Source organism: Antarctobacter sp., assembly GCF_048262615.1.
GTDB lineage: Bacteria > Pseudomonadota > Alphaproteobacteria > Rhodobacterales > Rhodobacteraceae > Antarctobacter.
In genome coordinates this window covers 18,451-42,052 of the sequence record NZ_JBLXFB010000003.1, presented here as the reverse complement: position 1 = coordinate 42,052, position 23,602 = coordinate 18,451, and the positions used below count along the sequence as shown (strand labels likewise).

Annotated in this window: 23 protein-coding genes; 8 read left to right on the top strand and 15 right to left on the bottom strand. The window is 64.6% G+C overall.

Translation table 11 applies throughout. From position 1 onward, the window contains the following. Positions 1–57: 57 nt before the first annotated feature. From ACN0S5_RS03925 to ACN0S5_RS03915, 3 genes are read left to right on the top strand one after another with little or no spacing between them, the layout of a single operon-like run. Positions 58–972 (top strand): sulfite exporter TauE/SafE family protein, encoded by a 915-nt coding sequence (locus tag ACN0S5_RS03925; protein ID WP_417206154.1) that lies wholly within the window; start codon positions 58–60, stop codon positions 970–972. After that, a complete protein-coding gene (locus tag ACN0S5_RS03920; protein WP_417206152.1) occupies positions 969–1,724 on the top strand; it encodes a TIGR02186 family protein in 756 nt (251 codons plus the stop codon). Before ACN0S5_RS03925 ends, ACN0S5_RS03920 begins: the two co-directional genes overlap by 4 nt. After that, positions 1,721–2,167 carry an acyl-CoA thioesterase gene (locus ACN0S5_RS03915; RefSeq protein ID WP_417206150.1) on the top strand — a complete coding sequence of 149 codons (447 nt, stop codon included), beginning with the start codon at positions 1,721–1,723 and terminating at the stop codon, positions 2,165–2,167. Before ACN0S5_RS03920 ends, ACN0S5_RS03915 begins: the two co-directional genes overlap by 4 nt. Before the next feature lie 267 nt (positions 2,168–2,434). Here the strand turns inward: ACN0S5_RS03915 and uvrC are convergent, their stop codons facing one another. The 5 genes from uvrC to ACN0S5_RS03890 form a co-directional block, all read right to left on the bottom strand. Further along, positions 2,435–4,276 (bottom strand): excinuclease ABC subunit UvrC, encoded by a 1,842-nt coding sequence (gene uvrC / locus ACN0S5_RS03910; RefSeq protein ID WP_417206148.1) that lies wholly within the window; start codon positions 4,274–4,276, stop codon positions 2,435–2,437. Positions 4,277–4,625: 349 nt separating this feature from the next. Then, the gene (locus ACN0S5_RS03905) at positions 4,626–5,417 is read right to left on the bottom strand and encodes an SDR family oxidoreductase (RefSeq protein ID WP_417206146.1); all 792 of its coding nucleotides are present in this window, start codon (positions 5,415–5,417) and stop codon (positions 4,626–4,628) included. An 11-nt stretch (positions 5,418–5,428) separates the two neighbouring features. Then, entirely contained in the window at positions 5,429–6,376 is a 948-nt protein-coding gene (locus ACN0S5_RS03900; protein ID WP_417206145.1) for a calcium/sodium antiporter, read from the bottom strand. Position 6,377: 1 nt separating this feature from the next. Further along, positions 6,378–6,572, bottom strand: a complete 195-nt coding sequence (locus ACN0S5_RS03895; protein WP_417206143.1) for a hypothetical protein — start codon at positions 6,570–6,572, stop codon at positions 6,378–6,380. Continuing rightward, positions 6,569–7,366 carry a S49 family peptidase gene (locus tag ACN0S5_RS03890; protein WP_417206141.1) on the bottom strand — a complete coding sequence of 266 codons (798 nt, stop codon included), beginning with the start codon at positions 7,364–7,366 and terminating at the stop codon, positions 6,569–6,571. Before ACN0S5_RS03890 ends, ACN0S5_RS03895 begins: the two co-directional genes overlap by 4 nt. Positions 7,367–7,523: 157 nt before the next feature. On the opposite strand from ACN0S5_RS03890, the gene ACN0S5_RS03885 reads away from it, so the two are divergent. Then, a complete protein-coding gene (locus ACN0S5_RS03885; RefSeq protein WP_417206139.1) occupies positions 7,524–9,023 on the top strand; it encodes a peptidoglycan-binding protein in 1,500 nt (499 codons plus the stop codon). Between the two features lie 137 nt (positions 9,024–9,160). On the opposite strand, the gene ACN0S5_RS03880 is transcribed toward ACN0S5_RS03885, so the two are convergent. The 3 genes from ACN0S5_RS03880 to parA form a co-directional block, all read right to left on the bottom strand. After that, on the bottom strand, positions 9,161–11,362 hold the full coding sequence (locus ACN0S5_RS03880) for a primosomal protein N' (RefSeq protein WP_417206137.1): 2,202 nt from the start codon (positions 11,360–11,362) through the stop codon (positions 9,161–9,163). A gap of 80 nt (positions 11,363–11,442) precedes the next feature. Continuing rightward, a complete protein-coding gene (locus tag ACN0S5_RS03875) occupies positions 11,443–12,285 on the bottom strand; it encodes a DUF6206 family protein (RefSeq protein ID WP_417206135.1) in 843 nt (280 codons plus the stop codon). Between the two features lie 22 nt (positions 12,286–12,307). After that, the gene (gene parA / locus ACN0S5_RS03870; protein WP_417206133.1) at positions 12,308–12,949 is read right to left on the bottom strand and encodes a ParA family partition ATPase; all 642 of its coding nucleotides are present in this window, start codon (positions 12,947–12,949) and stop codon (positions 12,308–12,310) included. A 147-nt stretch (positions 12,950–13,096) separates the two neighbouring features. Here parA and ACN0S5_RS03865 point away from each other — a divergent pair, with 147 nt between their 5' ends. Beyond that, on the top strand, positions 13,097–13,795 hold the full coding sequence (locus ACN0S5_RS03865) for a hypothetical protein (RefSeq protein ID WP_417206132.1): 699 nt from the start codon (positions 13,097–13,099) through the stop codon (positions 13,793–13,795). An 85-nt stretch (positions 13,796–13,880) separates the two neighbouring features. Here the strand turns inward: ACN0S5_RS03865 and ACN0S5_RS03860 are convergent, their stop codons facing one another. After that, the gene (locus ACN0S5_RS03860; protein WP_417206130.1) at positions 13,881–14,297 is read right to left on the bottom strand and encodes a DUF4864 domain-containing protein; all 417 of its coding nucleotides are present in this window, start codon (positions 14,295–14,297) and stop codon (positions 13,881–13,883) included. 74 nt (positions 14,298–14,371) lie between these two features. Then, on the bottom strand, positions 14,372–15,949 hold the full coding sequence (locus ACN0S5_RS03855) for a lysine--tRNA ligase (protein WP_417206128.1): 1,578 nt from the start codon (positions 15,947–15,949) through the stop codon (positions 14,372–14,374). Positions 15,950–16,050: 101 nt separating this feature from the next. Between ACN0S5_RS03855 and ACN0S5_RS03850 the strand changes: the two genes are divergently transcribed. Next, positions 16,051–16,473 carry a tellurite resistance TerB family protein gene (locus tag ACN0S5_RS03850; RefSeq protein ID WP_417206126.1) on the top strand — a complete coding sequence of 141 codons (423 nt, stop codon included), beginning with the start codon at positions 16,051–16,053 and terminating at the stop codon, positions 16,471–16,473. Between the two features lie 181 nt (positions 16,474–16,654). Then, entirely contained in the window at positions 16,655–17,083 is a 429-nt protein-coding gene (locus ACN0S5_RS03845; protein ID WP_417206124.1) for a L,D-transpeptidase, read from the top strand. 99 nt (positions 17,084–17,182) lie between these two features. Here the strand turns inward: ACN0S5_RS03845 and dacB are convergent, their stop codons facing one another. Together dacB and ACN0S5_RS03835 are read right to left on the bottom strand one after the other, a co-directional pair. Beyond that, positions 17,183–18,694, bottom strand: a complete 1,512-nt coding sequence (dacB, locus tag ACN0S5_RS03840) for a D-alanyl-D-alanine carboxypeptidase/D-alanyl-D-alanine-endopeptidase (protein WP_417206122.1) — start codon at positions 18,692–18,694, stop codon at positions 17,183–17,185. Between the two features lie 58 nt (positions 18,695–18,752). Then, the gene (locus ACN0S5_RS03835) at positions 18,753–19,346 is read right to left on the bottom strand and encodes a nicotinate-nucleotide adenylyltransferase (protein ID WP_417206661.1); all 594 of its coding nucleotides are present in this window, start codon (positions 19,344–19,346) and stop codon (positions 18,753–18,755) included. A gap of 209 nt (positions 19,347–19,555) precedes the next feature. Between ACN0S5_RS03835 and ettA the strand changes: the two genes are divergently transcribed. Beyond that, a complete protein-coding gene (ettA, locus tag ACN0S5_RS03830) occupies positions 19,556–21,211 on the top strand; it encodes an energy-dependent translational throttle protein EttA (protein ID WP_417206120.1) in 1,656 nt (551 codons plus the stop codon). Positions 21,212–21,477: 266 nt separating this feature from the next. Here ettA and ACN0S5_RS03825 read toward each other — a convergent pair whose 3' ends face one another. The 3 genes from ACN0S5_RS03825 to ACN0S5_RS03815 form a co-directional block, all read right to left on the bottom strand. Beyond that, the gene (locus ACN0S5_RS03825) at positions 21,478–21,867 is read right to left on the bottom strand and encodes an REP-associated tyrosine transposase (protein WP_417206118.1); all 390 of its coding nucleotides are present in this window, start codon (positions 21,865–21,867) and stop codon (positions 21,478–21,480) included. A gap of 82 nt (positions 21,868–21,949) precedes the next feature. Continuing rightward, the gene (locus tag ACN0S5_RS03820; protein ID WP_417206117.1) at positions 21,950–22,423 is read right to left on the bottom strand and encodes a DUF2938 family protein; all 474 of its coding nucleotides are present in this window, start codon (positions 22,421–22,423) and stop codon (positions 21,950–21,952) included. 253 nt (positions 22,424–22,676) lie between these two features. Beyond that, positions 22,677–23,336, bottom strand: coding sequence for a hypothetical protein (locus ACN0S5_RS03815; protein ID WP_417206115.1), 660 nt, complete (start codon positions 23,334–23,336; stop codon positions 22,677–22,679). Positions 23,337–23,602 lie beyond the last annotated feature (266 nt).

Genomic DNA, 23,602 nt, shown 5'->3' with positions numbered 1-23,602 from the left:
CGAGAATGCCGCATTGCAGCACTTGCAAAGCCACCGTGCATGGGGCTAGCTTGGCCCATGCAGGTCTACCTCCCGATCGCCGAAGTCTCTGTCAACGTCTTTCTCCTTCTGGGGCTTGGCGGGCTTGTCGGCGTGCTGTCGGGAATGTTCGGTGTCGGTGGCGGGTTTCTGTTGACGCCGCTGCTGTTCTTTATCGGCGTTCCCCCTGCCGTGGCCGTCGCCACCGGCGCAAACCAGATTGTCGCCGCATCGGTGTCCGGCCTGATGGCGCATCTCAAACGCAAGACGGTGGACCTTCGAATGGGCACGGTCCTGCTGATCGGCGGCCTTGTCGGCGCGGCGATCGGCGTCGTGCTGTTCAACTATCTCAAATCGCTGGGTCAGGTCGATCTGCTGATCAACCTGTGTTACGTCGTCTTCCTCGGCATCATCGGCGCGCTGATGTTTGTCGAAAGCCTGAACGCCCTGCGCAAATCCCGCCGCGGCGCACCGCCACCGCGCAAGAAACACATCTGGGTGCACGCGCTGCCGTTCAAAATGCGCTTTCGCACCTCCGGTCTGTATATCTCCGTGATCCCGCCGCTGCTGGTCGGCCTTGCCGTCGGCGTGCTGGCGGCGGTCATGGGTGTGGGCGGCGGCTTTATCATGGTGCCCGCGATGATCTACCTGCTGAACATGCCGACCAAGGTGGTCATCGGCACCTCGCTGTTTCAGATCATCTTCGTCACCGCCTTCACCACCCTGCTGCACGCCACCACCAACCACACCGTCGACGTGATGCTGGCGGTGCTGCTGCTGGTGGGCGGCGTCGTGGGCGCACAGGTCGGCACCACCATCGGCATGCGCCTGCGGGCCGAACAATTGCGCATCCTGCTGGCCGGCCTCGTGCTGCTGGTCTGCGGCAAGCTGGCGCTGGACCTGCTGCTGACCCCGTCGGAACTCTATGTCATCGCCGAAAGTGCGGGATCATGATGCGCTGGCTGCTCCTGCTCCTTGTCGCCGCCCTGCCCCTCCGGGCAGAAGAGGTGGTGCTTGGCCTGAGCAAGGACATCGTCCAGATCTCCACCGATTTCGACGGCTCCGACATCCTGATCTTCGGCGCGGTCAAGCGCGAAGCGCCCATCTCCGGCGAACCGCTACAGGTGATCGTCGCCGTGGCCGGCCCGCACAAACCGCTCACCGTCTGGCGTCAGGCCCGCCGCTTCGGCATCTGGGTCAACGCCCACGCGGTCGAGGTCGACGCCGCGCCCAGCTTCTACGCCGTCGCCACCTCCGCCCCGTGGAACGCGGTGATCTCCGACACCGAGGACCTGCGCCACAGAATATCGATCCCGCGCGCGATCCGCTCTGTCGGGGCTCCGATGGACGTCCCTGACGCGCAAAGCTTTACCGAGGCGGTGATCCGCATCCGCACCCGCGAAGGCACCTATCAACTGCTCGAAAACACCGTGACCCTGCGGGAGGAAACCCTCTTCAACACCGCCGTCTCGATGCCCGCCAACCTGACCGAAGGCACCTACCCCACCCGCATCTTCCTCACCCGCGGCGGCGAGGTGATCACCTCCTATGAGACCGAAATCGAGGTGCGCAAGGTCGGCCTCGAACGCTGGCTGTTCGGCCTCTCCCGGCAACAGCCCCTGATCTACGGCCTGATGTCCCTGTTCATCGCCATCGCCGCGGGCTGGGGCGCATCCGCCGCCTTCCGCATCCTGAGGTCGCAATGAGCCCCGCCGCCCAAACCCGCCCCGCCCCCGGCACCCGCGCCGACTACCGCGCCTTCCGCACCCTGCCGACGCGCTGGATGGACAACGACGAATACGGCCACATGAACAACGCCACCTACCTGTCGCTTTTCGACACCGCGATCAGCCTGTGGCAGATGGAAAACGGCATCCCGATCCGGGGGCCGGACGCGATGCGCCTTCTGGTGGTCGAAACCGGCTGCCGCTACCACGCAGAGGCCGAATTCCCCGACACGATCCACGCGGGCCTGCGCCTTGGCCACATCGGCACCTCCTCCATGCGCACAGAGATCGGCCTCTTCCGCAACGATGAGGACAGGGCCTGCACAGAGGGCTTCTTCACCCAGGTCCTCACCGGGGCCCAGGGCCGCCCCGCGCCGCTGCCCCTGCCGCTCCGCGAGACGCTGCAAGCCCTCCTGCCCTGAGCCCGCCAAAGGTCAGCACCCCATCAGGCCATTGCGCCCCACTCCTGATTTCTTCTGTCCGGCAAATATCCCGGGGTGAATGCCGCAGGCAGAGGGGCAGCGCCCCTCACCGCTTGCGGGCTCTGCCCGCAAGCTAAACCTGTCGCGCCACAGGCGCGCCAATTGGACTATGCCAAAGGCGCGCCAATTAGATTACGCCAAAGGCGCGCCAATCGGACTACGTCACAGGCGCGCCACGCGACCTAAGCCTCAGCCGCGCCCACCACATCACCCCTTCTCGTGGAAATACGCATAAACCCGTTCCGCCAGCGCCGCGCTGACCCCCTCCACCGCTTTCAGATCGGCAAGGTTGGCGCGGCTCACCGCCTTGGCCGATCCGAAATGCGCCATCAATGCCCGCCTGCGCGCGGCCCCCACGCCGGGCACCTCGTCCAGCGGATTGGCCATCTGCGACTTGGCGCGCTTGGCCCGGTGGGTGCCGATCGCAAAGCGGTGCGCCTCATCCCGCAACCTTTGCACGAAATACAGCACCGGATCGTTGTGCCGCAGCGCAAAGGGCCGCTGTCCAACGCGGTGGAACTCTTCCTTGCCCGCGTCGCGGTCGATGCCCTTGGCCACCCCCACAAACGGCAGGTCATCGACCCCGTGTTCGGCCATGATTTCCGCCACCGCCGACACCTGCCCCGCGCCACCGTCGATCAGCATCAGATCCGGCCACAGCCCCTTGTCGCGGTCGGGGTCGTCCTTTTGCAGCCGCGTCAGGCGGCGGTGCAGAACCTCCTTCATCATGCCAAAGTCATCCCCCGGCACCAGATCCTCACCCTTGATGTTGAACTTGCGGTACTGGTTTTTCATGAACCCGTCCGGCCCGGCCACGATCATCCCGCCGACGGCATTGGTGCCCTGAATATGGCTGTTGTCGTAGACCTCGACCCGCGCGGGAGGGGCATCGAGGGCAAACGCCTCCGCCAGCCCCTTCAACAGCTTGGCCTGCGCCGCACTTTCCGACATCTTGCGGCCAAGGCTTTCCTTGGCGTTGCGCAGCGCCCCGTCGATCAGCTCCGCTTTTTCGCCCCGCTGCGGCACGGTGATCTCGACCTTGCGGCCCGCCTTGTCGGACAGGGCCTCGCACATCAGGTCCGCGTCCTCGATCCCGTGGGACAGCAGCAGCAGGCGCGCCGGTTCCTTCTGGTCGTAGAACTGGCCCAGAAAGGCCTCCATCACCTCGGCATGGCTCACGTCTTCGCCCACGCGGGGATAGAAATCCTGATTGCCCCAGTTCTGGTTCGCCCGGATGAAAAACACCTGCACACAGGCCTGTCCGCCCTCCATGTGCAGCGCGATCACATCCGCCTCGGCGGTGGTCTGCGGGTTGATCCCCTGCGCCGTCTGCACCTGCGTCAGCGCGCGGATACGGTCGCGCAGGGCGGCGGCGCGCTCGAATTCCATTGCCTCGGACGCTTCGGCCATCTGGCTTTTCAACTGCGCCTGTATCTGCGTCGACCGACCGGACAGGAACCGCTGCGCGTCCTTGACGCTGGCGCCGTAGTCCTCCGGGCTGATCTTGCCCACGCAGGGCGCGCTACAGCGTTTGATCTGATGTTGCAGACAGGGCCGCGTGCGCGTCTCGAACATCGAGTCCGAACAGTTGCGCAGCAAAAACGCCTTCTGCAACTGGTTTAGCACCCGGTTGACCGCACCGGCGCTGGCGAAGGGACCGTAATAGTCGCCCTTTTCCTTTTTCGCGCCGCGATGTTTCTTGATCATCGGATAGGTGTGGTCGGTCACAAGGATGTTCGGAAACGACTTGTCGTCGCGCAAGAGCACGTTGAATTTCGGCTTCAACTGCTTGATCAGGTTCTGCTCCAGCAGCAGCGCCTCGGTCTCTGTCCGAGTGGTCAGGAACATCATCGACGCGGTGCCTGCGATCATCCGCTCGATGCGCCGCGAATGCCCCGTGGGCCGCGCATAGCTGGACACCCGCGCCTTCAGATTGCGGGCCTTGCCGACGTACAGAACGCGGCTCTGGTCATCCAGCATCCGGTAAACGCCGGGCGAACTGTCCAGCGTTTTCAGATAGCCCTGAATGATGTCGTGCCCGCTTGCCACGGTGGAATTCCTCCCTTGCCAAACCCCGGTGCGCGCTGGCGCGTCCCCGGCTTTCCATGCGCGATCTATGCGCGATTCCTTGTCTGTGCTGCAATGCGGCTGAGCCCGGTTCAAGTGTTATTGCATCCACCGAAACTGTGGATAAGTCTGCGGGCAAAATCCCGGCATGTCGAAATTTCCCTTGTTTCGAGGCCACTTCGCGGCGATGCACAAAATTTAAGCAATAAATTAAGGCATTGATATCGCGTGATAAAAAACCGACAGCCTTACAAGCTATTGAGACTCTTCACCTTTTCGTAACGCTTTTGTTAAGACTTTATGACCAGTGCAAAACTTACCCGACGGCAGGTCATTCCACGTCCGTCACATCCGGTGTTTGCCAGCCCAGATGCTGCCCGCCGTCGATGCAGAACAACTGCCCGGTCACGGTCTTCGCCTTCAGGAAGAACGTCAGCGCGTCGGTGATATCCTCAGGGTTGACACCCCGCCGCAGCACCGTGGCCGCGCGCTGGCGGGCAAAGGACTCGGCGTCCTGCCGCCCGCCTTGCAGGGTCGGCCCCGGACCGATCGCGTTCACCCGAACGTTGGGGGCCAGTGCCTGCGCGGCGGTCTGCGTCAGCGTCCAGAGCGCGGATTTCGCCAGCGTGTAGCTCATGAACTCGGGCGTCAGCTTGCGCACCCTTTGGTCAATCATGTTGACCACCAGCCCCTGCGCCACCGGCTCTGCCTGCGCGTCCGCGACCGGTTCGGGCACCTGCGCCGCGAACTGTTGCGTCAGCACAAAGGGCGCGCGCAGGTTGCTCTCAAAGTGCCGGTCCCAACTGTCGCGCGTGGCGCTGGTGATGTCGTCGTGTTCAAAGATAGAAGCATTGTTGACCAGCACCGTCAGCGGCCCGCCCAGCGCCTGCGCCGCGCGCCCCACCAGCGCCTGCGCCTGATCCTCGACCAGCAGATCCGCCTGCAAGGCCACCGCCTGCCCGCCCCGCGCCGTGATGCCCGAGACGACCTCCTGTGCCGCCTCGCGCGAGCCTGCGTAATGCACCGCCACCGCGTAGCCCTGCGCCGCCAGCGCCTCTGCCATGGCGCGGCCCAGCCGCCGCCCCGCCCCGGTCACAAGGGCACGTCCCGCCACTCCGCTCATGCGATCCTCCGTCACGTCAGTACGATGACGACATAGCTCACATACAGCGCTGACAACAGGATGCCCCATCGCCGGCCAAGGTCACGGCCAAAGAACACAAACGGCACCAGCAACAGCGAGGCCACCAGCATGACCCAGAGGTCAAACTGCAAGAACCCCGGACCGACCTCGATCGGCGCGATCAGCGAGGCGACCCCGATGATGGCCAGCAGGTTGAACAGGTTCGACCCGATCACGTTGCCGATGGCCACATCCGCCTGTTTGCGGATCGCCGCCATGACCGTCGTCGCCAGTTCCGGCAGCGAGGTGCCCAGCGCCACCAGCGTCAGGCCGATCACCGCGTCGGGCACCCCGAACATGCGGGCGATTTCCTCGGCGCTGTCGACCAGCAGGTCGGCGCCCAGCGGCAGGCCGATCAGACCCAGCGCCAGAAACAACCCGATCTTCCACCACGGCATGTCCGGGTCCGCGCCTTCGGGCGCTTCCAGGTCTTCGTCAACCTCGCCGCGGGCGCGATGGCGCAGCGCCCCGCGCACCTGACTGGCCAGAATGACGGCCAGCAAGGCCAGCAGGCCAATGCCCGCCGTCATGTCGAACACCCCCCGAAAGGCCAGCGCGACAAAGACCAGCGTCGCGCCGATCATCTGGAGATAGCTGGAGCGGGTGTCGCACTGGCTGGTGTGCATGACCGTAATCAGCCCCGGCACCCCCAGCACCAACAGCACGTTGGCGGTGTTTGACCCCACCACGTTGCCCAGCGCGATGCCCGGCGCGTTGTCCAGCGCCGCCTGAATGGAAATCAGCAGTTCCGGTGCCGAAGTGCCGAAGGCAACAATGGTCAGGCTGACGATCAGCGCCGGGATTCCCATCCGCAAAGAGACGTTCACCGCCCCTTTGACCAGCGCATCCCCGGCCAGCAACAGGATCACAAGGCCAAGCGCCGCATAGCCGTAAACCATCTCAGGTCTTCCCCTTTCGGCAGTCGCAGGGCCCCTTGCCGATCCTGTACCGGCCACAGTGCGGACATTTCTTGGACCCCAGCCGCGCGCGGTCGCGCAACTTGCCCAACTGGTGCGCCCCCGGCACGCGCAATTTGCCAAAGAACCCCAGCACGGCGATGAACGCCAGAAACAGGGCGACGATCTTGACGATCAAGACAGACCAAACCGCGCGTATTCCGCGCGTTCCTCGATCTCGCCCAGCGTGCCCTGCACCGCCTGCGCGCCCAGACGCGGGATCAGCGGCTTGCGCTGCTCAAAGCGTTTGAACCGCACCTTGTCGCCAAAGCGGGCCTTCATCACCGGAACCAGATGGCCGATGCCATCCGCCAGCCCCTCATCCACCGCCGCCTGCCCGATCCAGACCTCACCGGTGAACAGATCGGGGTTATCGGTCAGCTTGTCGCCGCGCCGGTCCTTGATCTGGGCAATGAACGTGCCGTGCAACTGGTCCAGCAGCCGGTTCAGGCGGGCGACGTCCTCCGGGTTTTCCGGTTTGAACGGGTCCAGCATGCTCTTGGATTTGCCCGCCGTATGCACCCGGCGTTCAATTCCCTGCCGTTCCATGAACAGATGCGCGCCAAAGCCCGCCGAAATCACCCCGATGGAGCCAAGGATCGAACTGGGATCGGCAATAATTTCATCCGCCGCACTTGCGATCCAGTAGCCGCCAGAGGCCGCCACATCCTCGACAAAGGCGATGACCGGCACCTCGTGCTCATCCGCCAGCCGCCGGATGCGCGCGCCGATCAAAGAGCTTTGCACCGGCGATCCGCCCGGAGAGTTGATTTCCAGCGCCACGGCGTCCGGTTTGGATTTAAAGGCCTTTTCCAGCATCGTCGCGATCGAACGGTCGCTGATGCTCGACCGGCCCGGCACGCCGATGGCACCTTGCAGGCGCACAACCGACACCCGTGGCACGGATTTCAGAAAGGGGATCCATCGTCTCATGGCTGGCGATGTAGAGACGGCCATGGGGACAAACAAGGCGACCCCTGAAAAGACGCGGTGTTGTGGCGCATTGGTCGCGCGATTCAGCAGGCATACCGCCACGACCACGGGAAATAACCTTGCGGCAACAGGCAACGTCGGGGACACTGGGGCCGCCATGCCCGGTCACACCATCTGCCTGTTCAAACGCCTTCTGCGCGGCCTTCTGGCGCTGACGCTGGCCGTTGTGCTGGCTCTCACGCTCTCCCCCGCCATGGCCGCAAGCATCACAGCGGGCGGCGACGCCATCATGCAATGCGACGCCACGCTGGAGGGCGAGATCGTCGCGGGCGACGCGGACAAGCTGCGGGCTTTCGCCAAAACAAACGGCTGGGAACGCGCTTTCGCCGGCAGTGGAGACACCGAAAACATAAAGACGCTCTGCCTGAACAGCCGGGGTGGAAACTTTCTCGAAGGCATCGAAATCGGTTTTGTCCTTGGTGGTATCGGTATGCGGACAGCGGTGGGTCCGGACCGGACCTGTGAAAGCGCCTGTGCGCTGGCCTTCATGTACGGCACCTTCCGGGCTTTTGAGGACATCATAAAGCCCGAACGCCGCCTGCATCCGCGTGGCAAACTTGGGTTCCACGCCCCCGGACTGGTCGTGCCGCAAGGGGACTACACCGAAACCGCCGTGAATGATGCCTATCGGGTCGCCATCCAAAGCATTGAGAAACTTGCGCAAATGCGTGGCATGGGCGGCTCCATGTTTCCTCAGGACCTGTTCCTGACCATTCTGGGAACGCCGCCCGAAGACATGCGCTATGTCCGGACCGTTCAGGATGCCGCCGCATGGAACATCGAGGTTTTCCCGGTTGCTGAGCCTCAGACGAACAGACAAACCGCGATCAGAAATGCCTGCGTCAACGCACAGTCGATGACAGCAGGTACCGGATCCAACCTCACCCTCTCCGCCGACACGAAACTTGTCGAAAGCGTAGAAAGGGACGGGCGCATCATCAAGGTGACAACTGTCCCGACCTTTTACATCGAAGGGGCATTCGAATGCCGCCTGTCCCTCGACCCCAACAGCGCGCAGCGCAGCCATCTTGGAAAGGCCGAATACCTTGGCGCTGACGACCTGACTGCCGCCGCCCTCTATCGTTCCCATCTCTTTCCTTCGGACACCCCCATAAAAGACCTTCCGACCCAGCCCCGCCTCAGCGACGCCCAGCTTTTCGAGGCGCTCGCCGGAACCAGACCGATGCCCGGTTCGGTGACGACCACCGCTGAAGACCCGCCCGCCGCACGCACATCCATCGGCCCGACGCCGCTCATACCGGCCACCGAGGCGGATGAGGCCCGCCTCGCCCTCGACCGCGCGGCGCGGCGGGAAATCCAGCGCCGACTGACGCTGCTCGACTTCGACACCGGCGGCATCGACGGCGATCTGGGGGCAAATTCCCGCGCGGCGCTGCGGCAATGGCAACAGGCCAGCGGTCTGCCCGTCTCAGGCTTTCTGAACGCCGCCCAGCACGCCCGCCTGATCGCGGACAGCCGCGAGGTTTACGACAGGTGGCAAGCGGCGGAACGGGCCAAACCCAAAAAACGCCGGGTCAAGGTGTGCCAACGCGGCCCTCTGGGGGTGCTGATCAATTGCCGCATGGAATGGCGGTAAACGCCTGTGGCGGCGGCGCGTTTCCCGCGCGCATGTCTGCGCGGAAAAGGTAAATCGAAGGTAAAACCGTCTCTGCAAGCCTTTGAAGACGCGACGTCACCCACCCTGTCCACGCGTGGACAGGTCTGGCGCCCGCCTCAGAAAAAGCTCTGCGGATCAATGTCGATGGCCATGCGCAGATCGCCCGTCAGCTTGACCTGTCCGGCCCAGTCCGCCAGCGCCCCTTGCAGGGCCACCCCCTTGGGGGCCTTCACCAGCAGCCGCACCCGATGCCGCCCCCTCACCCGCGCGATGGGCGCGGGCGCAGGCCCCCAGACCACCGCATCGACCCGCCGCAGGGCGGCATCGTTGCGGGCCAGATAATTGCCCAGATCAAAGACGCGGGCCACATCCCCGCCGGACAGGATGATCCCCGCCAGCCGCCCATAGGGCGGCATCCCCGCCAGCCGCCGCTCATCGGCCTCGGCCTTCCAGAACGCCTCTTCATCGCCCGCCAGAATGGCCCGGATCACCGGATGCTCAGGCTGAAAGGTCTGCAACAGCGCCTGCCCCGGCTTTTCCGCCCGCCCGGCACGCCCCGCCACCTGCCGCATCAGTTGAAAGGTCCGCTCCGCCGCGCGCAGGTCGGACCCTTGCAGGCCAAGGTCCGCGTCGATCACGCCCACCAGCGTCAGATGCGGAAAGTTATGCCCCTTCGCCACCAGCTGCGTGCCGATGATGATATCCGCCCCACCCGCGGCAATCGTCTCGATCTGCGCCTTCAACTCGCGCGCCGTCCCGAACAGGTCCGACGAAAGCACCGCAATCCTAGCGTCCGGAAACTTCGCCGTTGCCTCTTCGGCCAGCCGTTCCACCCCCGGCCCCACGGCGGCCAGCTTGCCCTCAACCTGACAGGACGGGCAGACCTCCGGCACCGGTTTGCTTTCACCACACTGATGACAGATCAGCCGTTTGAGAAAGCGATGCTCCACCATGCGCGCGTCACAATGATCACAGGCGATCTGTTCGCCACAGGCCCGGCAGAGCGTCACCGGCGCATACCCGCGCCGGTTCAGGAACAGCAACGCCTGCTCCCCCTTTTCCATCCGCGCCCGGACCGCTGCCTGCAAGGTCGGCGAAATCCACGTCCCCGAGGGCAGATCCTCACCCCGCATGTCCAAGGCGCGCATCTGAGGCATCACCGCAGGGCCAAAACGGGAGGTCAGCACCAGCCGCTTGTACTTGCCCGCATCCGCATTGGCCCAGCTTTCCAGCGCGGGCGTGGCCGAAGCCAGCACCACCTGCGCCCCAAGGATCGAGGCCCGCAGCACCGCCATGTCGCGGGCATTGTACAGCACGCCATCCTCTTGCTTGTAAGAGGTGTCGTGTTCCTCATCGACGACAATCACGCCAAGGTTCTGGAACGGCAGGAACAGGGCAGACCGCGCCCCCACCACCACCTGCGCCTTGCCCTCGCCGACCATGCGCCAGACGCGCCGCCGTTCGGTCATGGTGACGCCGGAATGCCATTCGGCAGGGCGCGCGCCAAAGCGCGCCTCGACCCGCGTCAGGAATTCCGCCGACAGGGCAATCTCCGGCAGCAGGACCAGCGCCTGCCGCCCCTGCCGCAGCGCCTCTGCCACGGCCTCCAGGTAAACCTCGGTCTTGCCTGACCCGGTCACACCTTTCAGCAGCACCGTCTCATAACGTCCGGCCCGCTGCCCCGCGCGCAGCACCTCTGCCGCCGCGGCCTGATCCTCTGTCAGTTCCTTGCCGCCATAGTCGGCGTCCAGCCGGGCAAAGGCGGTGTCGCGCGGCGTGTCCTCCTCAAGGATCGCGCCGCTCTTGACCAGCCCCTTGACCACCGACGAGGTCACCCCCGCCGCCTCTGCCAGTTCCTTCAGCGTCAGTGACAGCCCGCCCATCTCACGCGCCGCGTCCAGCACGCGGGTCCGCGCGTCGGTCATGCGTGGCGGCTCTCCCTCGCCCAGCCGGTACACCTTGCGCATCGACGGCGGATCGCCCAGCCCCGGCGCGCGCGTCGCCAGCCGCAGCATCGCCGTCAACGGCGTCAGCGTGTAGGCGGCGGATTTCTCGATGAACAACCGCATCTCTTCGCGCATCGGGGCCACATCCAGCACCCGGTTGACGGCGCGGATCTTCGAGGCGTCGAAGTCCCCGCGCCCCGGCCCCCAGACAACGCCCAGCACCTTGCGCGGTCCCAGCGGCACCTCGACATAGGCCCCTTGCCAGCACCCGCCCTCTGGCGCGCGATAATCCAGCACCCGGTCCAGCGGCTGCGTGGTCAGCACGCCCACCAGCGCGCCCGTGTCAAAGAAATCCGGAGTGGTGTTTGGCATGTCCAAGGCGTAATTCCCCACGCGCAAAAGGCCAAGCCGTCACGGCGACATTCTGCGCCGATGCCACCGAAACGCCTGCCTCAGACGTTCGGCTCACCCTGAAGGCCCAGCAGCTTGCGAAACCCGGTCCAGTAGCCCGGCAGCTTGGGCGGTGCGTTCAGCCCGGCCAGCGCCTCATCGGCCCAAGGTGTCATCTCACGGCCAACGAAATCCCGGCCCCAACCCAGATAGGCCGCCGCATGATCAGGCCGCAACCGGCAGGCCGACCCGACCAGCCCCACCAGCGTCTCTGCCGGCGAATACCATTCGTCCTGAATGCCCGTCACCCGCCGCTGCATCAGCGGCCCGATCACGCGCATCAACCGCTTGTCCGAGAAGGTCAGCAGCATCCGGCCCATTTCTTCGCGGGAGTAGTGGATCAGCGGCGGGAAGGTGTCGAAGAACACCGCGCCGTCGTCGATGATCGCAAAGTTGCGGATCGAGGGGTGAAAGCCGATCCGCCCCTCCTGTTCCTCGGCCCAATGCCAAAAGCGCGCGATGACCTGCCCCGCCGCTTCCATCATCTCCAGCGTGGCCGCCACCGGCGCGTCCTGCATCAAAGGGCGCATCAGGCTGGCCACCGGCAGCGCCTCTTGCACGATCACCGGCACCTTGGCCCCGTCGAGGTCCAGCAGATGAAATTCTGTCTGCGGCATCGGCACGCCGCCCGCCAGCAGCGCCGCGACGTAATCGTCATGGCACTGGTGCAGCCGCTCCAGCGCCGCGACGTCGCGCAAGCCGCGATAGACCTTGATCACCTTGTCCGACAGCGGGCCGCTGTCCGGGCGGAAGGGCGCGCAGAAATAGCCAAGGCGGGAAATCGTCTGCCCCCGCGCCTCGGCATCGGCGCGGATCAGGTGGGAAAGTGCGTCAAGATCGGTCATCGGGCGTCTCCTTGGCGGTCCCTTATCCGGTCCCAAGCCGCTCCGCCACCTCCTGCAACAGCGCGGCGATCTCGGCGCGGGCGGGTGTCTTGACCCCCTCATGCGCGCCGCGCCCCTGCCCCAGCGCCTCGGCATAGCCGACGCGATTGCCAAGGCTGGCCTTGGCGACATCCGCGCCCAGCCGCGCCGCCGCCTCTGCCACCTCGGCGTTCAGCCGCGTGCCCACGCGGGTGCGGTTCATCACCAGCAGGGTCTTGCAGTTCTCCCGCGCGGCCAGATCCAGCACCCCCTCGGTCGCCCACAGGTCCACATGGCTGACCGCCACCGGCACCACCACAAGGTCCGCAGCCCGCAGGGCAGGCCGCAGGTCGCTGTCCGCCTTGGGCGGGGTGTCGATGATGACGATATCGTTGGAGGCTGACAGCTTGCGCACCTCATAAGAGATCCCCCAGGCCGAGGAGGTGGCAAATTCCAGTCCCTCGCAGGTCTCTGGCGCGTTCTCGATCCGGGTCATGAACCAACGGCCAAGACTGCCCTGCGGATCAAGGTCCACCACCGCCACGCGTTTGCCCTGACCGTGAAAGCCAAGCGCCAGATGCGCCGCCAGCGTCGTCTTGCCGCTGCCGCCCTTTTGCTGCGCGACCGTAATCACCTGTCCAGCCATGATATCCCCCGCACGCCGTTTCAAATGACCTTGCACGCCGCGACGCGGGGAATCCAGCCCTCCCCTTGAAATGCTTCACCTTCCGTTAACCAAACCGTCTTTACCATCGTGAATAAGACCTTAACGGAGGCGCCCCGCGCACCACAGATGCCCCGACCTGCCCGCCTTCTGGCCAATGTCCTCGCCGCCTGCCTTGCCGCCTGCCTTGTTGCCAGCCTGTCCGCCGGGTCGGCGCAGGCCGGTGCATGGCCGCGCAAACAAGGCGACGGCTTTGCCAGCCTGTCGATGCGGCTGGGCTGGCCACAGGACATGGGCACATGGACATCCGTTGACCCGACCGAAGACTATTCGACGCTCTATGTCGAATACGGCCTGACGGACCGGCTGACCCTTGGGCTGGACGTTGGCCATTCGGTGTCGGGCAGCGGCAAGACCGTGCTGTTCTTCCAGTGGCCGCTTCGTCAGTCGGACAGCGGGGCGCAGGTGGCGGCGCAGTTCGGATTTGGCACGATTTCAGGCCAGCGCGTGGTGCGCCCGGCGCTGTCGGTGGGCTGGGGCCTCGGGAAAGGCTGGCTTTCGATCGACAGCGTGGCCGAAACCTATGTCGACACCGGCAAAACCGATCTCAAGCTGGACATGACATGGGGGCGCAATCTGTCCAAGGACCGCAAACTGATCCTGCAAGTGCAGACCGGCCAGCCGGACGGGCGCGAGGCGTTTGTCCGGATCGCGCCGTCGCTTGTGCTGCCGCTGCGGGGGCCGGTCAAACTTGAAACAGGTCTCACATGGGGACTGGCGGGCGACACCTCCATGGGGCTCAAGTTCGGGGTCTGGACCGACTTCTAGCCTTGGCAATCCGCCTCTTGCGGCCGGGGACGGTGGGCGGGGCAATGTGCGCGCAGCGCACGAGCGCCGCACCCGTCCCGTCCTGTCAGGCGGACAGACCCGATGCCGGGACCACCTGAACGCCAGAAATCCGCCACGCGCCGTCGACCTGTTCCATGCGGTATTCGACCACGTAACGCTTGCCGGCGGCGTCCTCAATCAACACCTGCTGCCAAAGCGCGCCGTCAATCTCGCGCAGGGGACCAAATCGCAGGTCCTGCGGTCGCCAGACCATCGGATACCCCTGCCGCACCATCGCGCCGAAATTCTCGGGGGTGCGAAAGGTGCCCTTGATCCCCGGACTGGCAAAATCAAAGGCGGTCACAAAGTCATCGCTTTGAAACGCGTCTATCTGGCCCTGAATAATGCCCTGGATCTGCGGATTGGGCGTCAGCGCGTCCTGCGCCCGCACCGCCCCTGCGAGAGCCGCCGCAACGGCCAGCCCGATCATAAATTTGCGCATGTCATCCTCCTCGCGACTGTCCCAAAGGTAAGCCGCAAGGAGGATCCGTCAAAGTCACGAAGCAGCGACGCGCCTCAGCCCAGTTCGCCCGCCAGCCCCTTGTCGATCAGGGTTGCGGTCTCTTCCACACCGTAAAGTGCGATGAACCCGCCAAAGCGCGGCCCCTGGCTTTGGCCCAAAAGCACCTCGTACAGCGCCTTGAACCAGTCGCGCAGGTTTTCGAATTCATGCGCCTTGCCAACCGCAAAGACGAGGCTTTGCAGCGTTTCGTCGTCCGTCGGCCCGTCGTGGCTTCGCAGCTGCGCGGCAAGGTCTTCCATCGCGGCGCGCTCCTTGGCATCCGGCGCGCGGAAGACCTTGGCCGGCTTGACGAAATCCTCGTAATACTTGACCGCGAACCCGGCGGCGGCATCCAGATCGGGATGCGTCTGCGGCGAGGCATCGGGCGCGTAGCGGTTGATAAAGGACCACATCGCGGCCTTGTTTTCCGCATGCGCCGCGCTGGCAAGGTTCAGCAGCATCGAGAACGGCACAACCATCTTCGATTCGGGCACGTCGCCGCCGTGAATGTGCCAGACCGGGTTCGCCAGTTGCGCCTTCAGGTCCTGCGTCGGGTAGGCCCGCAACTGCTGGTGGTATTCATCCACCGCCCGCGGGATCACGTCAAAGTGCATCCGCTTCGCCGTCTTGGGCTTTTGGTACATGAAATACGACAGCGATTCCGTGGACGCATAGGTCAGCCACTCGTCGATCGACAGCCCGTTGCCCTTGGACTTCGAGATCTTTTCGCCGTTCTCATCCAGAAACAGCTCATAGGTGAAATGCTCGGGCGCGCGCACGCCCAAGGCCCGGCAAATGCCGTCATAGATCGGCGTGTTGGTCGAGTGGTCCTTGCCGTACATCTCAAAGTCGACACCCAGCGCCGCCCAGCGCGCGCCAAAGTCCGGCTTCCATTGCAGCTTCACGTTGCCGCCGGTAACCGGCAGCGTCCATTCCCGCCCGTCCTCGTCGTCAAAGGTGATCTCGCCCTTTTCCGCGTCCACGTTCTTCATCGGGACGTACAGCACGCGGCCCGTCTCGGGGTGGATCGGCAGGAAGATCGAATAGGTCTGCTGACGCTCTTCGCGCAAGCTTTTCAGCATGATCTTCATCAGCGCGTCGTAATTCTGCGCCGCTTTCAGCAGCGTCGCGTCGAACTGCCCGGTCTTGTAGTAATCGGTGGCCGAATAGAACTCGTAGTCGAACCCGAAGGTGTCGAGAAACCGCCGCAGCATGGCGTTGTTGTGATCGCCGAAACTGTCGAATTCGCCAAACGGATCGGGGACCGAGGTCAGCGGCTTTTGCAGGTGTTCGTTCAGCATGTCCTGATTGGGCACGTTGGTCGGAACCTTGCGCATCCCGTCCATGTCGTCCGAAAAACAGATCAGCCGCGTCGGAATGTCCGAAATCGCCTCAAAGGCGCGGCGGATCATCGTGGTCCGCAAAACCTCGCCAAAGGTGCCGATATGCGGCAGACCCGAGGGGCCATAACCGGTCTCGAAAAGCACGTAACCCTTTTCGGGCGGCGCTTTTTCATAGCGTTTGAGGATCCGGCGCGCTTCTTCGAACGGCCAGGCCTTGGCACTCATCGCCGCATCGCGCAGATCGGACATTTCGGGTCTCCTTGGGGAAATGTTGCGCGCGCTTCCTATTGCCCCTTGGGGTCTGCGTCAATAAATTGCGCTGCATCGCCGCAAACAAGCCGAGGCCCCAGATGACCGACGACACCCAGCCGCTCAGCCCGCAGGACTGCCTTGTGGCGCTGATGATTGCCGTCTCGGCCTCGGATGAAAACGTCCGCACCGCCGAACTGGTCAAGATCGACAGCGCCGTGAATATGCTGCCGATCTTTGCCGACTACGACGCCGACCGCGTCCGCACCATGTCCAGCCTGATTTTCGAACTCTTCGATCAGGAAGACGGGCTGGATGCGCTGTTTGGCCTGATCCGCGACAACCTGCCCGAACGCCTGTTCGAAACCGCCTATGCGCTGGCCTGTGACGTCGCCGCCGCCGACGGCACCCTGCGCGAAGCAGAGCTGCGCCTGCTCGAAGAGATTCGCTATGAGCTCAATCTGGACCGCCTGCACGCCGCCGCAATCGAACGCGGCGCCCGCGCGCGCCATCTTCAGCCCTGAAATCGCTCGAAATTGTCAAATCACCACTCAAACCGTTGCATAAATCCCATATCCGAAAGGCTTGTTTTCCCTCGAATCCGAAAGGTCAGGTATCCCGGACTGACCGGCGGTTAACCGCGTAGTAGTGTCCCTTCAGGCATTTTTTCGCCGAAGCTGCCAAGCTTGTTACCTGGAGGGACAAATGAACCGTTTTTATGCCGCCGCGCTCGGCGCGGCACTTCTCTGCCTGACCCCATTGATGTCCATGGCCGCGCCTCTTGTGGCCAAGGTCGATGTGTCGACCCAAACCATGACCGTGATCTACAACGGGCAGGTCGCCTATCGCTGGCCGGTGTCCACCGCCCGCAATGGCAAGTACACGCCGCGCGGCCAGTGGAATGCCTACTGGCTGTCCAAGCACCACCGGTCCAGCATCTACAACAACGCACCGATGCCGTTCGCCATCTTCTTCAATGGCGACTACGCGATCCACGGCACCGATCAGATCAGCCGCCTTGGTCGTCCCGCCTCGGCTGGCTGCGTGCGCCTGCACCCTGAACATGCGGCCGTGTTGTTCAAGCTGACCCAGGAGGTCGGCAAAAAGAACATGAAGGTCGTGATCGACAACTGACCGCCCCCCCCGGCAGCTTGGCTGCCCTCGAAACAGACAGGCCCCGCAGTGACTGCGGGGCCTATTTCATTGCCGTCGTGCAGGTTGGCCCAAGCCGCCTCAGACCGGATCGCTTTCGTACAGCACGCCCCAGCGCCCGATCAGACCCTGTTGCAGGATCTTGGCGCGGCTGTTCCAGCTACGTCCGCCATCAGGCCGGTCGCGCTGTGCCTTGGTCAGCGCGTCACGGCGCGGAATATCGGCGGCAAAGATCGCAAAGACCAGTTCGGTGCCATCCGGCAGGTCGATGAACCCGGCCAGCCCGCTGACAAAATTCAGTGTCCCGGTCTTGGCCCGCACCTTCACCGGATGATCCTCCACCACCTTGTAGGTTTCGTCCCGCATCGGGATGTCCTTGAGCAGCGGCTTGATCCCCATGGTCAACCGCAGCGCCCGCAGGCATCCCATCATCTCGCGCGCGCTGATCCGGCTCTGGTCGCCAAGGCCAGAGTGATCGACCAGCGCCAGACCGTCGACGCCCAGCCTGGCCCGCGCCCACGCGTTCATTTCTGCCGCCGAGGCCGCCAGCGAGGCGGGGACAACACCCGTGCGCTTGACCGTGGCGGCCAGCCCAACGGCCTCTGCCGTCAGGTTGGTCGACCATTTCAGCATGTCGCGCACGATGACCCGCAGCGGCGCACTGTCGTGGCTGGCCAGAACCGCGCCCGCGGGCAATGCGGCAACGGTCTTGGCGGGGCCGACCCGCACGCCGTTGGCGGCAAGCAGCGTCTGGAACACCTCACCGGCGTAGACCTCGGGTTTCTTGACCGGCAGCCAGCGCGCGCCGCCGTCGCCCAAGGCGCCCCGCGCCACGGTCCAGTTGTCGCGCCCGCCCGCGTCCTCATAGGTATAGACGGGCAGGTTGCGGTCGATCAGCGCCATCCGCGCCATGCGCACGTCCGGCCGGTGCGCGCTGGACCGCGCCTGCATCGTGACCGCATAGTCGGCCCCGGTGCGCCGCCATTCAAAATGCACCCGGTTGTAGTTCAGGTTCAGACCGGACACCGACGGGTTATAGCCCACGTGATCCGGCTGGCTGGCGTCGATGCCCGGCAAAGAGGCCAGCGCCCCGCCCCAGACCTTCAGCCCGCCGGTGACGCCGGTCACGCCCGCCGCGCTCACCGCTTTGGCCAGATCGGCCAGCGCGTCGGTGTCCAGCGTCGGATCACCGCCGCCCGCCAGCACCAGATCGCCCTGCACCACGCCCGCTGTCACCGGACCCGTGGCGATCACGCGGGTGACGAAATGGTGCCCCGGCCCCAGCACATCCAGCGCATAGCCCGCCGTCAACGCCTTGGCGACGCTGGCCGGCGGCAGGTCGACGTCGGGTGAGTGTGTTTCCAGCACCTCGCCGGTCTGCAACCGCGCGACGGCAAAGCTGACATCGCCGTCCAAGGCGGCGCGCTCTATCAGCGCCTCGGCGGGGGGTTGGACGCGCTTGCGGAAATCTTCCGCCCGCGCCACCGGGCGCAAGGAGGTGTCCGGCGCGCGCGCCCAGCCGGGCAATGCCCCGCCAAGCGCCAGTCCGGCAGCCCCGCCCATGAAGACACGTCTGGAAAAGCCTTTGCTCATGGGCGTGATCTAAGCGAATCCCGGACCGCCCGGCAACCGGCAACTGGGCTGCGGCGGTTCACGTTTTGCTGCCTGTTGCCCAGTGGCCCGCCGCACGGATCGCGCTGGAGCTGACGGCCTTCATCGGGATGTTCACAAAACACCACGCGGGCGCGGCGGCAGCCCCCAGAGTGCGCGAGGCTTTGGCAGGCAGGCGCGCGCTCCGATAGATTCGCGCCGTGGGCGAACTGCGCGCGGCGATCCGCAGGCCGGGACGCGCCAGCACCCCCACCGGAACGGTTTGCAGGATATCCTGCCAGTTCTCCCAACGGTGAAACTGCGCAAGGTTGTCGGCCCCCATCAGCCATGTGAACCGCACATCGCGGAACTGGCCTTGCAGCGCCGCCAGCGTCTGCGCCGTATAGCGCGTGCCGGACCGCGCCTCGAAATTGCTGATCAGGATGCGCGGATGATCGACCAGCGCGCGCGCCGCCGCCATCCGGTCGGCCAAGGGCGCGGGCGGGTTCGGCTTTAGCGGATTGCCGGGACTGACCAGCCAGACCACAAGATCCAGATCGAACCGCTTGAGCGCCTCACGCGACAGGTGCAGATGCCCGGCATGCGGCGGATCGAACGATCCGCCCAGCAGCCCGACCCGCGCGCCCCGTGGCATGGCCCGACCGCCAAGGCCCCGCGCCCCCGCCTGTACCGCCCTCATCCCATCCGTTCGCTGCGGCACGCCGCATCCTCCTGCGTCCCTGTGCACCGCGCCACCCGATACGCCCTCGCAGGCCCCGGCGCAAGAAACCCGCCCCCGATTGCACCCATCCCGCCAAAGCGATACTCCGTCTCAAACAACGCACAAGCGCGCAGGAGCGGATCATGGCCTCGTACCAGTATGTCTATCACATGGATGGCGTCTCCAAGACCTATCCGGGCGGCAAGAAATGCTTTGAAAACATCCGGCTGAACTTTCTCCCCGGTGTCAAGATCGGTGTCGTCGGCGTCAACGGCTCGGGTAAATCCACCCTGATGAAGATCATGGCCGGTCTCGACAAGGATTTCACCGGTGAGGCATGGGCCGCCGAGGGCGCCAAGGTCGGCTATCTCCCGCAGGAGCCGAAACTGGACGACACCCTGAACGTCCGCGACAACGTCATGCTGGGTGTGGCCGCGAAAAAGGCCATCCTCGACAAGTACAACGAACTGGCGATGAACTATTCGGACGAGACCGCCGAAGAGATGGCCAAACTGCAAGACGAGATCGACAGTCAGGATCTCTGGGATCTCGACAGCCAGATCGACGTCGCGATGGAGGCCCTGCGCTGCCCCCCCGATGACGCCGATGTCAGCACCCTGTCGGGCGGGGAGGCCCGCCGCGTCGCGCTGTGCAAGCTGCTGCTCGAAGCGCCCGACATGCTGCTGCTGGACGAGCCGACCAACCACCTTGACGCCGAAACCATCGCATGGCTGCAAAACCACCTGATGGAATACAAGGGCACCATCCTGATCGTCACCCACGACCGCTATTTCCTCGACGACATCACCAGCTGGATTCTCGAACTGGATCGCGGCCGCGGCATTCCGTATGAGGGCAACTACTCGGCCTGGCTGGAGCAAAAGGCCAAACGCCTCGCGCAGGAAGCGCGTGAGGACAAGGCCAAGCAAAAGACGCTGGAACGCGAACTGGACTGGATGCGGCAGGGGGCCAAGGCGCGCCAGTCGAAATCCAAGGCCCGGATCAGCGCCTACAACGATCTGGCCAACCAGTCAGAGCGGGAAAAGCTGGCCCGCGCGCAGATCATCATCCCCAACGGCCAGCGCCTTGGCTCGCGCGTGATCGAGGTCGAAAACCTGACCAAGGCCATGGGCGATAAGCTGTTGATCGAGGACCTGTCCTTTTCGCTGCCGCCCGGCGGCATCGTCGGTGTGATCGGTCCCAACGGCGCGGGTAAATCCACGCTGTTCAAGATGATCACCGGTCAGGACAAACCCGATGCGGGCAGCATCGAACTGGGCGACACCGTGCAACTGGCCTACGTCGACCAGTCGCGCGACGACCTGTCGGCCAGTGAAACCGTGTGGGAGGCGATCTCTGGCGGCGCCGAACAGATCAAGTTGGGCGATGCGGAAATGAACTCCCGCGCCTATTGCTCGGCCTTCAACTTCAAGGGCGGCGACCAGCAGAAAAAGGTCGGCCTGCTTTCGGGCGGGGAACGCAACCGGGTACATATGGCGCGGCTGCTGAAAGAGGGCGGCAACGTCATCCTCCTCGACGAACCGACCAACGATCTGGACGTGGAAACCCTGCGCGCCTTGGAAGACGCCCTCGTCGATTTCGCCGGTTGCGCCGTGGTCATCTCCCACGACCGCTTCTTCCTCGACCGGATCTGCACGCATATTCTGGCGTTCGAGGGTGAGGCGCATGTGGAATGGTTCGAAGGCAACTTCGAGGAATACGAAGAGGACAAGAAGCGCCGTCTGGGGGCGGATGCGCTGGAGCCGACGCGGGTGAAGTTCAAGAAGTTTGTGCGGTAGGTGACAAAATCGTAGGGTGGGTTTTCAACCCACCCCTCACGCCACCTCTCCAAACGCACCATCCCCAACCGCCCCGATAAACGCCGGATCAACGTGCCCCAAGCGCACGTCGCGGTGAAACGACGAATACGGCCAATCCGCCGCGCGCGCGACTAACCCGTGTTTCACCGGGTTCCCCCAACAATACCGCACATGCGCCGCGTAATCCGCCTCATCGCGGATGTGATGCTCCCAAAACCGCCGCTGCCAAATCCCGGCATCCTGTTTCACCACCTTGCTGGGCGAGCGCCGCGCCCGAAGCCGTTCGGCATCGGTGGGTTGCAAACCCACCCTACCTGTGGGGCGTAGCGTAGGGTGGGTTTGCAACCCACCGCCCCGCCCTCCTTCAACCGCACCCGCTTCGAAAACCGCGCCTTGATCGCGCCCCATCGGTCCGAGTAATTCGCGTCGCCTGCTGGCAAGGTCCAGACCGCGTGCATGTGATCCGGCAAGACCACCCACGCGTCGATCCCGAACGGCCGCCGCGCCCGCGTCACCTGCACCGCCTCGCGCAGAATCTCGATCTCATCCAGCAACAAGCGGCTCCCCCTGTCTGCAAGGCAGACAGTGAAGTAGACGGTTCCTCCGCGAACCTTCGGGCGGCGATAGTTTGGCATGGTACAAAGTCTGGACAACCGCGGTTAACACGGGGTTAGCGGCGGGCTGAACCCCGCCCTACGAAACCCCCGGCGTCATCCCTCAGCCCAGCAACGCCACGCCCCACATGCCCAGCGCAAAGACCGTGTGCGCGATCAATCCCTTGATCCGCCCGACCCAGGGTTGCGGCGTCTGCGACAGGGCCCAGCCCAGCCCCATGCCCGGTTGCAGCAGGAACCAGCCGCCGGCGATCGTCACGATCCCCCAGAGCCACGCCTGCCAGAACACCGGATCGCCAAACCACGTGCGCCCGACGATCAGCGCAAAGACCACGCCGTAAACCACGCCGACAAAATAGTGGAACGCCCAGCCCAGCGCGACCTCCCCCCGCACCGGGGCCGCTGCGCCGATATCGTCGTGAAACACCCGGCCCCGGAACAGCCAGCCCACCCAGCGGCCCACATTGCCCCAGTTCGGCAGTCCCTGCCCCGCCAGCCGGTTCAGCAGCAGCGCCCAGAGGTCCATCGCCACGGTCCCACCGATGCCGATCAGCACCCCAGCCCAGATCACTCCCATCGTGCCACTCCTGTTCGCGCCGTCCCCGGCGGATCACGCCAAATCTGAATCAAAGGTAAATTCGCCTCTGTAACCCATTGATATTGCGTAGGCACAAGACTGTCCACGCGTGGACACCACGCCGCACGCCTGCCCTGACCTGTCCCAAGCTGTCAATTTCCCCGCAAGGTGTTCCGCCCCGCGCCGCAGATCCCGCCGATCATCCCCGACAGCGGGATGCGCCCCGTCCCGCCCCCGGCGGTGCCCTCGGCTTTCATCGGCAGATCACCAGAAACGAGGCCAGTTCCTGCTCCACATCCACCGAATAAGGGTTCAACGCACAGCTTTCGTTCAGCTTGACCGTCGTCGCCTGATAAACCTCGACCGTTTCGCTGGTGGCCTCGAACACGTCGGACTTGGTGATCCTGACGTAGTTTCGCCCGTTAAAGTTCGCCACGTCATGCAAGGCGAACAACAGCGATTGCGTGCCCACGGCCCGGCTGTCGCCGATGCCCATCTGGAAGCGGTCACCGCTTTGCATGACGTCCAGCGGGTCGGCGACCAGCGTGCTGTCAATAACCTCGCGCCCGCTGTCGGCCGCCACCGCTGCGGTCGACACAGCAAGGACCGACCGCAGCGTTTCGGACACGCATTTCATATAGATTTCCTCGGCGTCGTCCGCCGGGTCATAGGTCAAGGTCTCCAGCACCATGCCCGCCTGATCCGGGTTGACGGCGGAACTGCGGCCACCGCGCAAGGCGGTAAACGCCGAGGTCAGCCGGGTATCGAACCGACTCTGCGTTTCAAGGTTGAAACCCGCAGCGCAAATGGCCCCGGCAGCGCGAATGACAGAGACATCGATGTCCTGCGCCGATGCCCCCGTGGCGAGACCGGACAAAACACACAGCACCCCCAGCGACCGACAAAACGACATGAAACCACTCCCCTCAAATCCAAGCGGAGCGTAGCAATCGACGCGTGAGTTTCCAAGCCGCAGATATACCCGAAACAGTGACGGTCGATAGCGGGCGCGGCCACAGGCCCAAGCCATGCACAAACCATGCCCAAGCCATGCCGGCCCGGCCCGGCAGATCCCCCTTGCAGGTCGGCCGCACCACACAAACCGGACAACAGGCGCCGCGCATGCTCAACGGTGATCAGGGCGCCGCCACGCCCCACGCATCCCTCCGGATAGTTGCC

Bases quoted from the DNA above. Each gene is read 5' to 3' on its own strand.
- ACN0S5_RS03860 (WP_417206130.1), bottom strand. From the start codon at position 14,297: ATGCGCAAATTTATGATCGGGCTGGCCGTTGCGGCGGCTCTCGCAGGG.
- ettA (WP_417206120.1), top strand. From the start codon at position 19,556: ATGGCCTCGTACCAGTATGTCTATCACATGGATGGCGTCTCCAAGACC.
- ACN0S5_RS03925 (WP_417206154.1), top strand. From the start codon at position 58: ATGCAGGTCTACCTCCCGATCGCCGAAGTCTCTGTCAACGTCTTTCTC.
- ACN0S5_RS03900 (WP_417206145.1), bottom strand. From the start codon at position 6,376: ATGGTTTACGGCTATGCGGCGCTTGGCCTTGTGATCCTGTTGCTGGCC.
- ACN0S5_RS03875 (WP_417206135.1), bottom strand. From the start codon at position 12,285: ATGACCGATCTTGACGCACTTTCCCACCTGATCCGCGCCGATGCCGAG.
- ACN0S5_RS03820 (WP_417206117.1), bottom strand. From the start codon at position 22,423: ATGGGAGTGATCTGGGCTGGGGTGCTGATCGGCATCGGTGGGACCGTG.
- ACN0S5_RS03915 (WP_417206150.1), top strand. From the start codon at position 1,721: ATGAGCCCCGCCGCCCAAACCCGCCCCGCCCCCGGCACCCGCGCCGAC.
- ACN0S5_RS03890 (WP_417206141.1), bottom strand. From the start codon at position 7,366: ATGAGACGATGGATCCCCTTTCTGAAATCCGTGCCACGGGTGTCGGTT.
- ACN0S5_RS03905 (WP_417206146.1), bottom strand. From the start codon at position 5,417: ATGAGCGGAGTGGCGGGACGTGCCCTTGTGACCGGGGCGGGGCGGCGG.
- ACN0S5_RS03885 (WP_417206139.1), top strand. From the start codon at position 7,524: ATGCCCGGTCACACCATCTGCCTGTTCAAACGCCTTCTGCGCGGCCTT.
- parA (WP_417206133.1), bottom strand. From the start codon at position 12,949: ATGGCTGGACAGGTGATTACGGTCGCGCAGCAAAAGGGCGGCAGCGGC.
- dacB (WP_417206122.1), bottom strand. From the start codon at position 18,694: ATGAGCAAAGGCTTTTCCAGACGTGTCTTCATGGGCGGGGCTGCCGGA.
- ACN0S5_RS03920 (WP_417206152.1), top strand. From the start codon at position 969: ATGATGCGCTGGCTGCTCCTGCTCCTTGTCGCCGCCCTGCCCCTCCGG.
- ACN0S5_RS03855 (WP_417206128.1), bottom strand. From the start codon at position 15,949: ATGTCCGATCTGCGCGATGCGGCGATGAGTGCCAAGGCCTGGCCGTTC.
- ACN0S5_RS03825 (WP_417206118.1), bottom strand. From the start codon at position 21,867: ATGCCAAACTATCGCCGCCCGAAGGTTCGCGGAGGAACCGTCTACTTC.
- ACN0S5_RS03815 (WP_417206115.1), bottom strand. From the start codon at position 23,336: ATGTCGTTTTGTCGGTCGCTGGGGGTGCTGTGTGTTTTGTCCGGTCTC.
- ACN0S5_RS03865 (WP_417206132.1), top strand. From the start codon at position 13,097: ATGCCCCGACCTGCCCGCCTTCTGGCCAATGTCCTCGCCGCCTGCCTT.
- ACN0S5_RS03850 (WP_417206126.1), top strand. From the start codon at position 16,051: ATGACCGACGACACCCAGCCGCTCAGCCCGCAGGACTGCCTTGTGGCG.
- ACN0S5_RS03835 (WP_417206661.1), bottom strand. From the start codon at position 19,346: ATGCCACGGGGCGCGCGGGTCGGGCTGCTGGGCGGATCGTTCGATCCG.
- ACN0S5_RS03880 (WP_417206137.1), bottom strand. From the start codon at position 11,362: ATGCCAAACACCACTCCGGATTTCTTTGACACGGGCGCGCTGGTGGGC.
- ACN0S5_RS03845 (WP_417206124.1), top strand. From the start codon at position 16,655: ATGAACCGTTTTTATGCCGCCGCGCTCGGCGCGGCACTTCTCTGCCTG.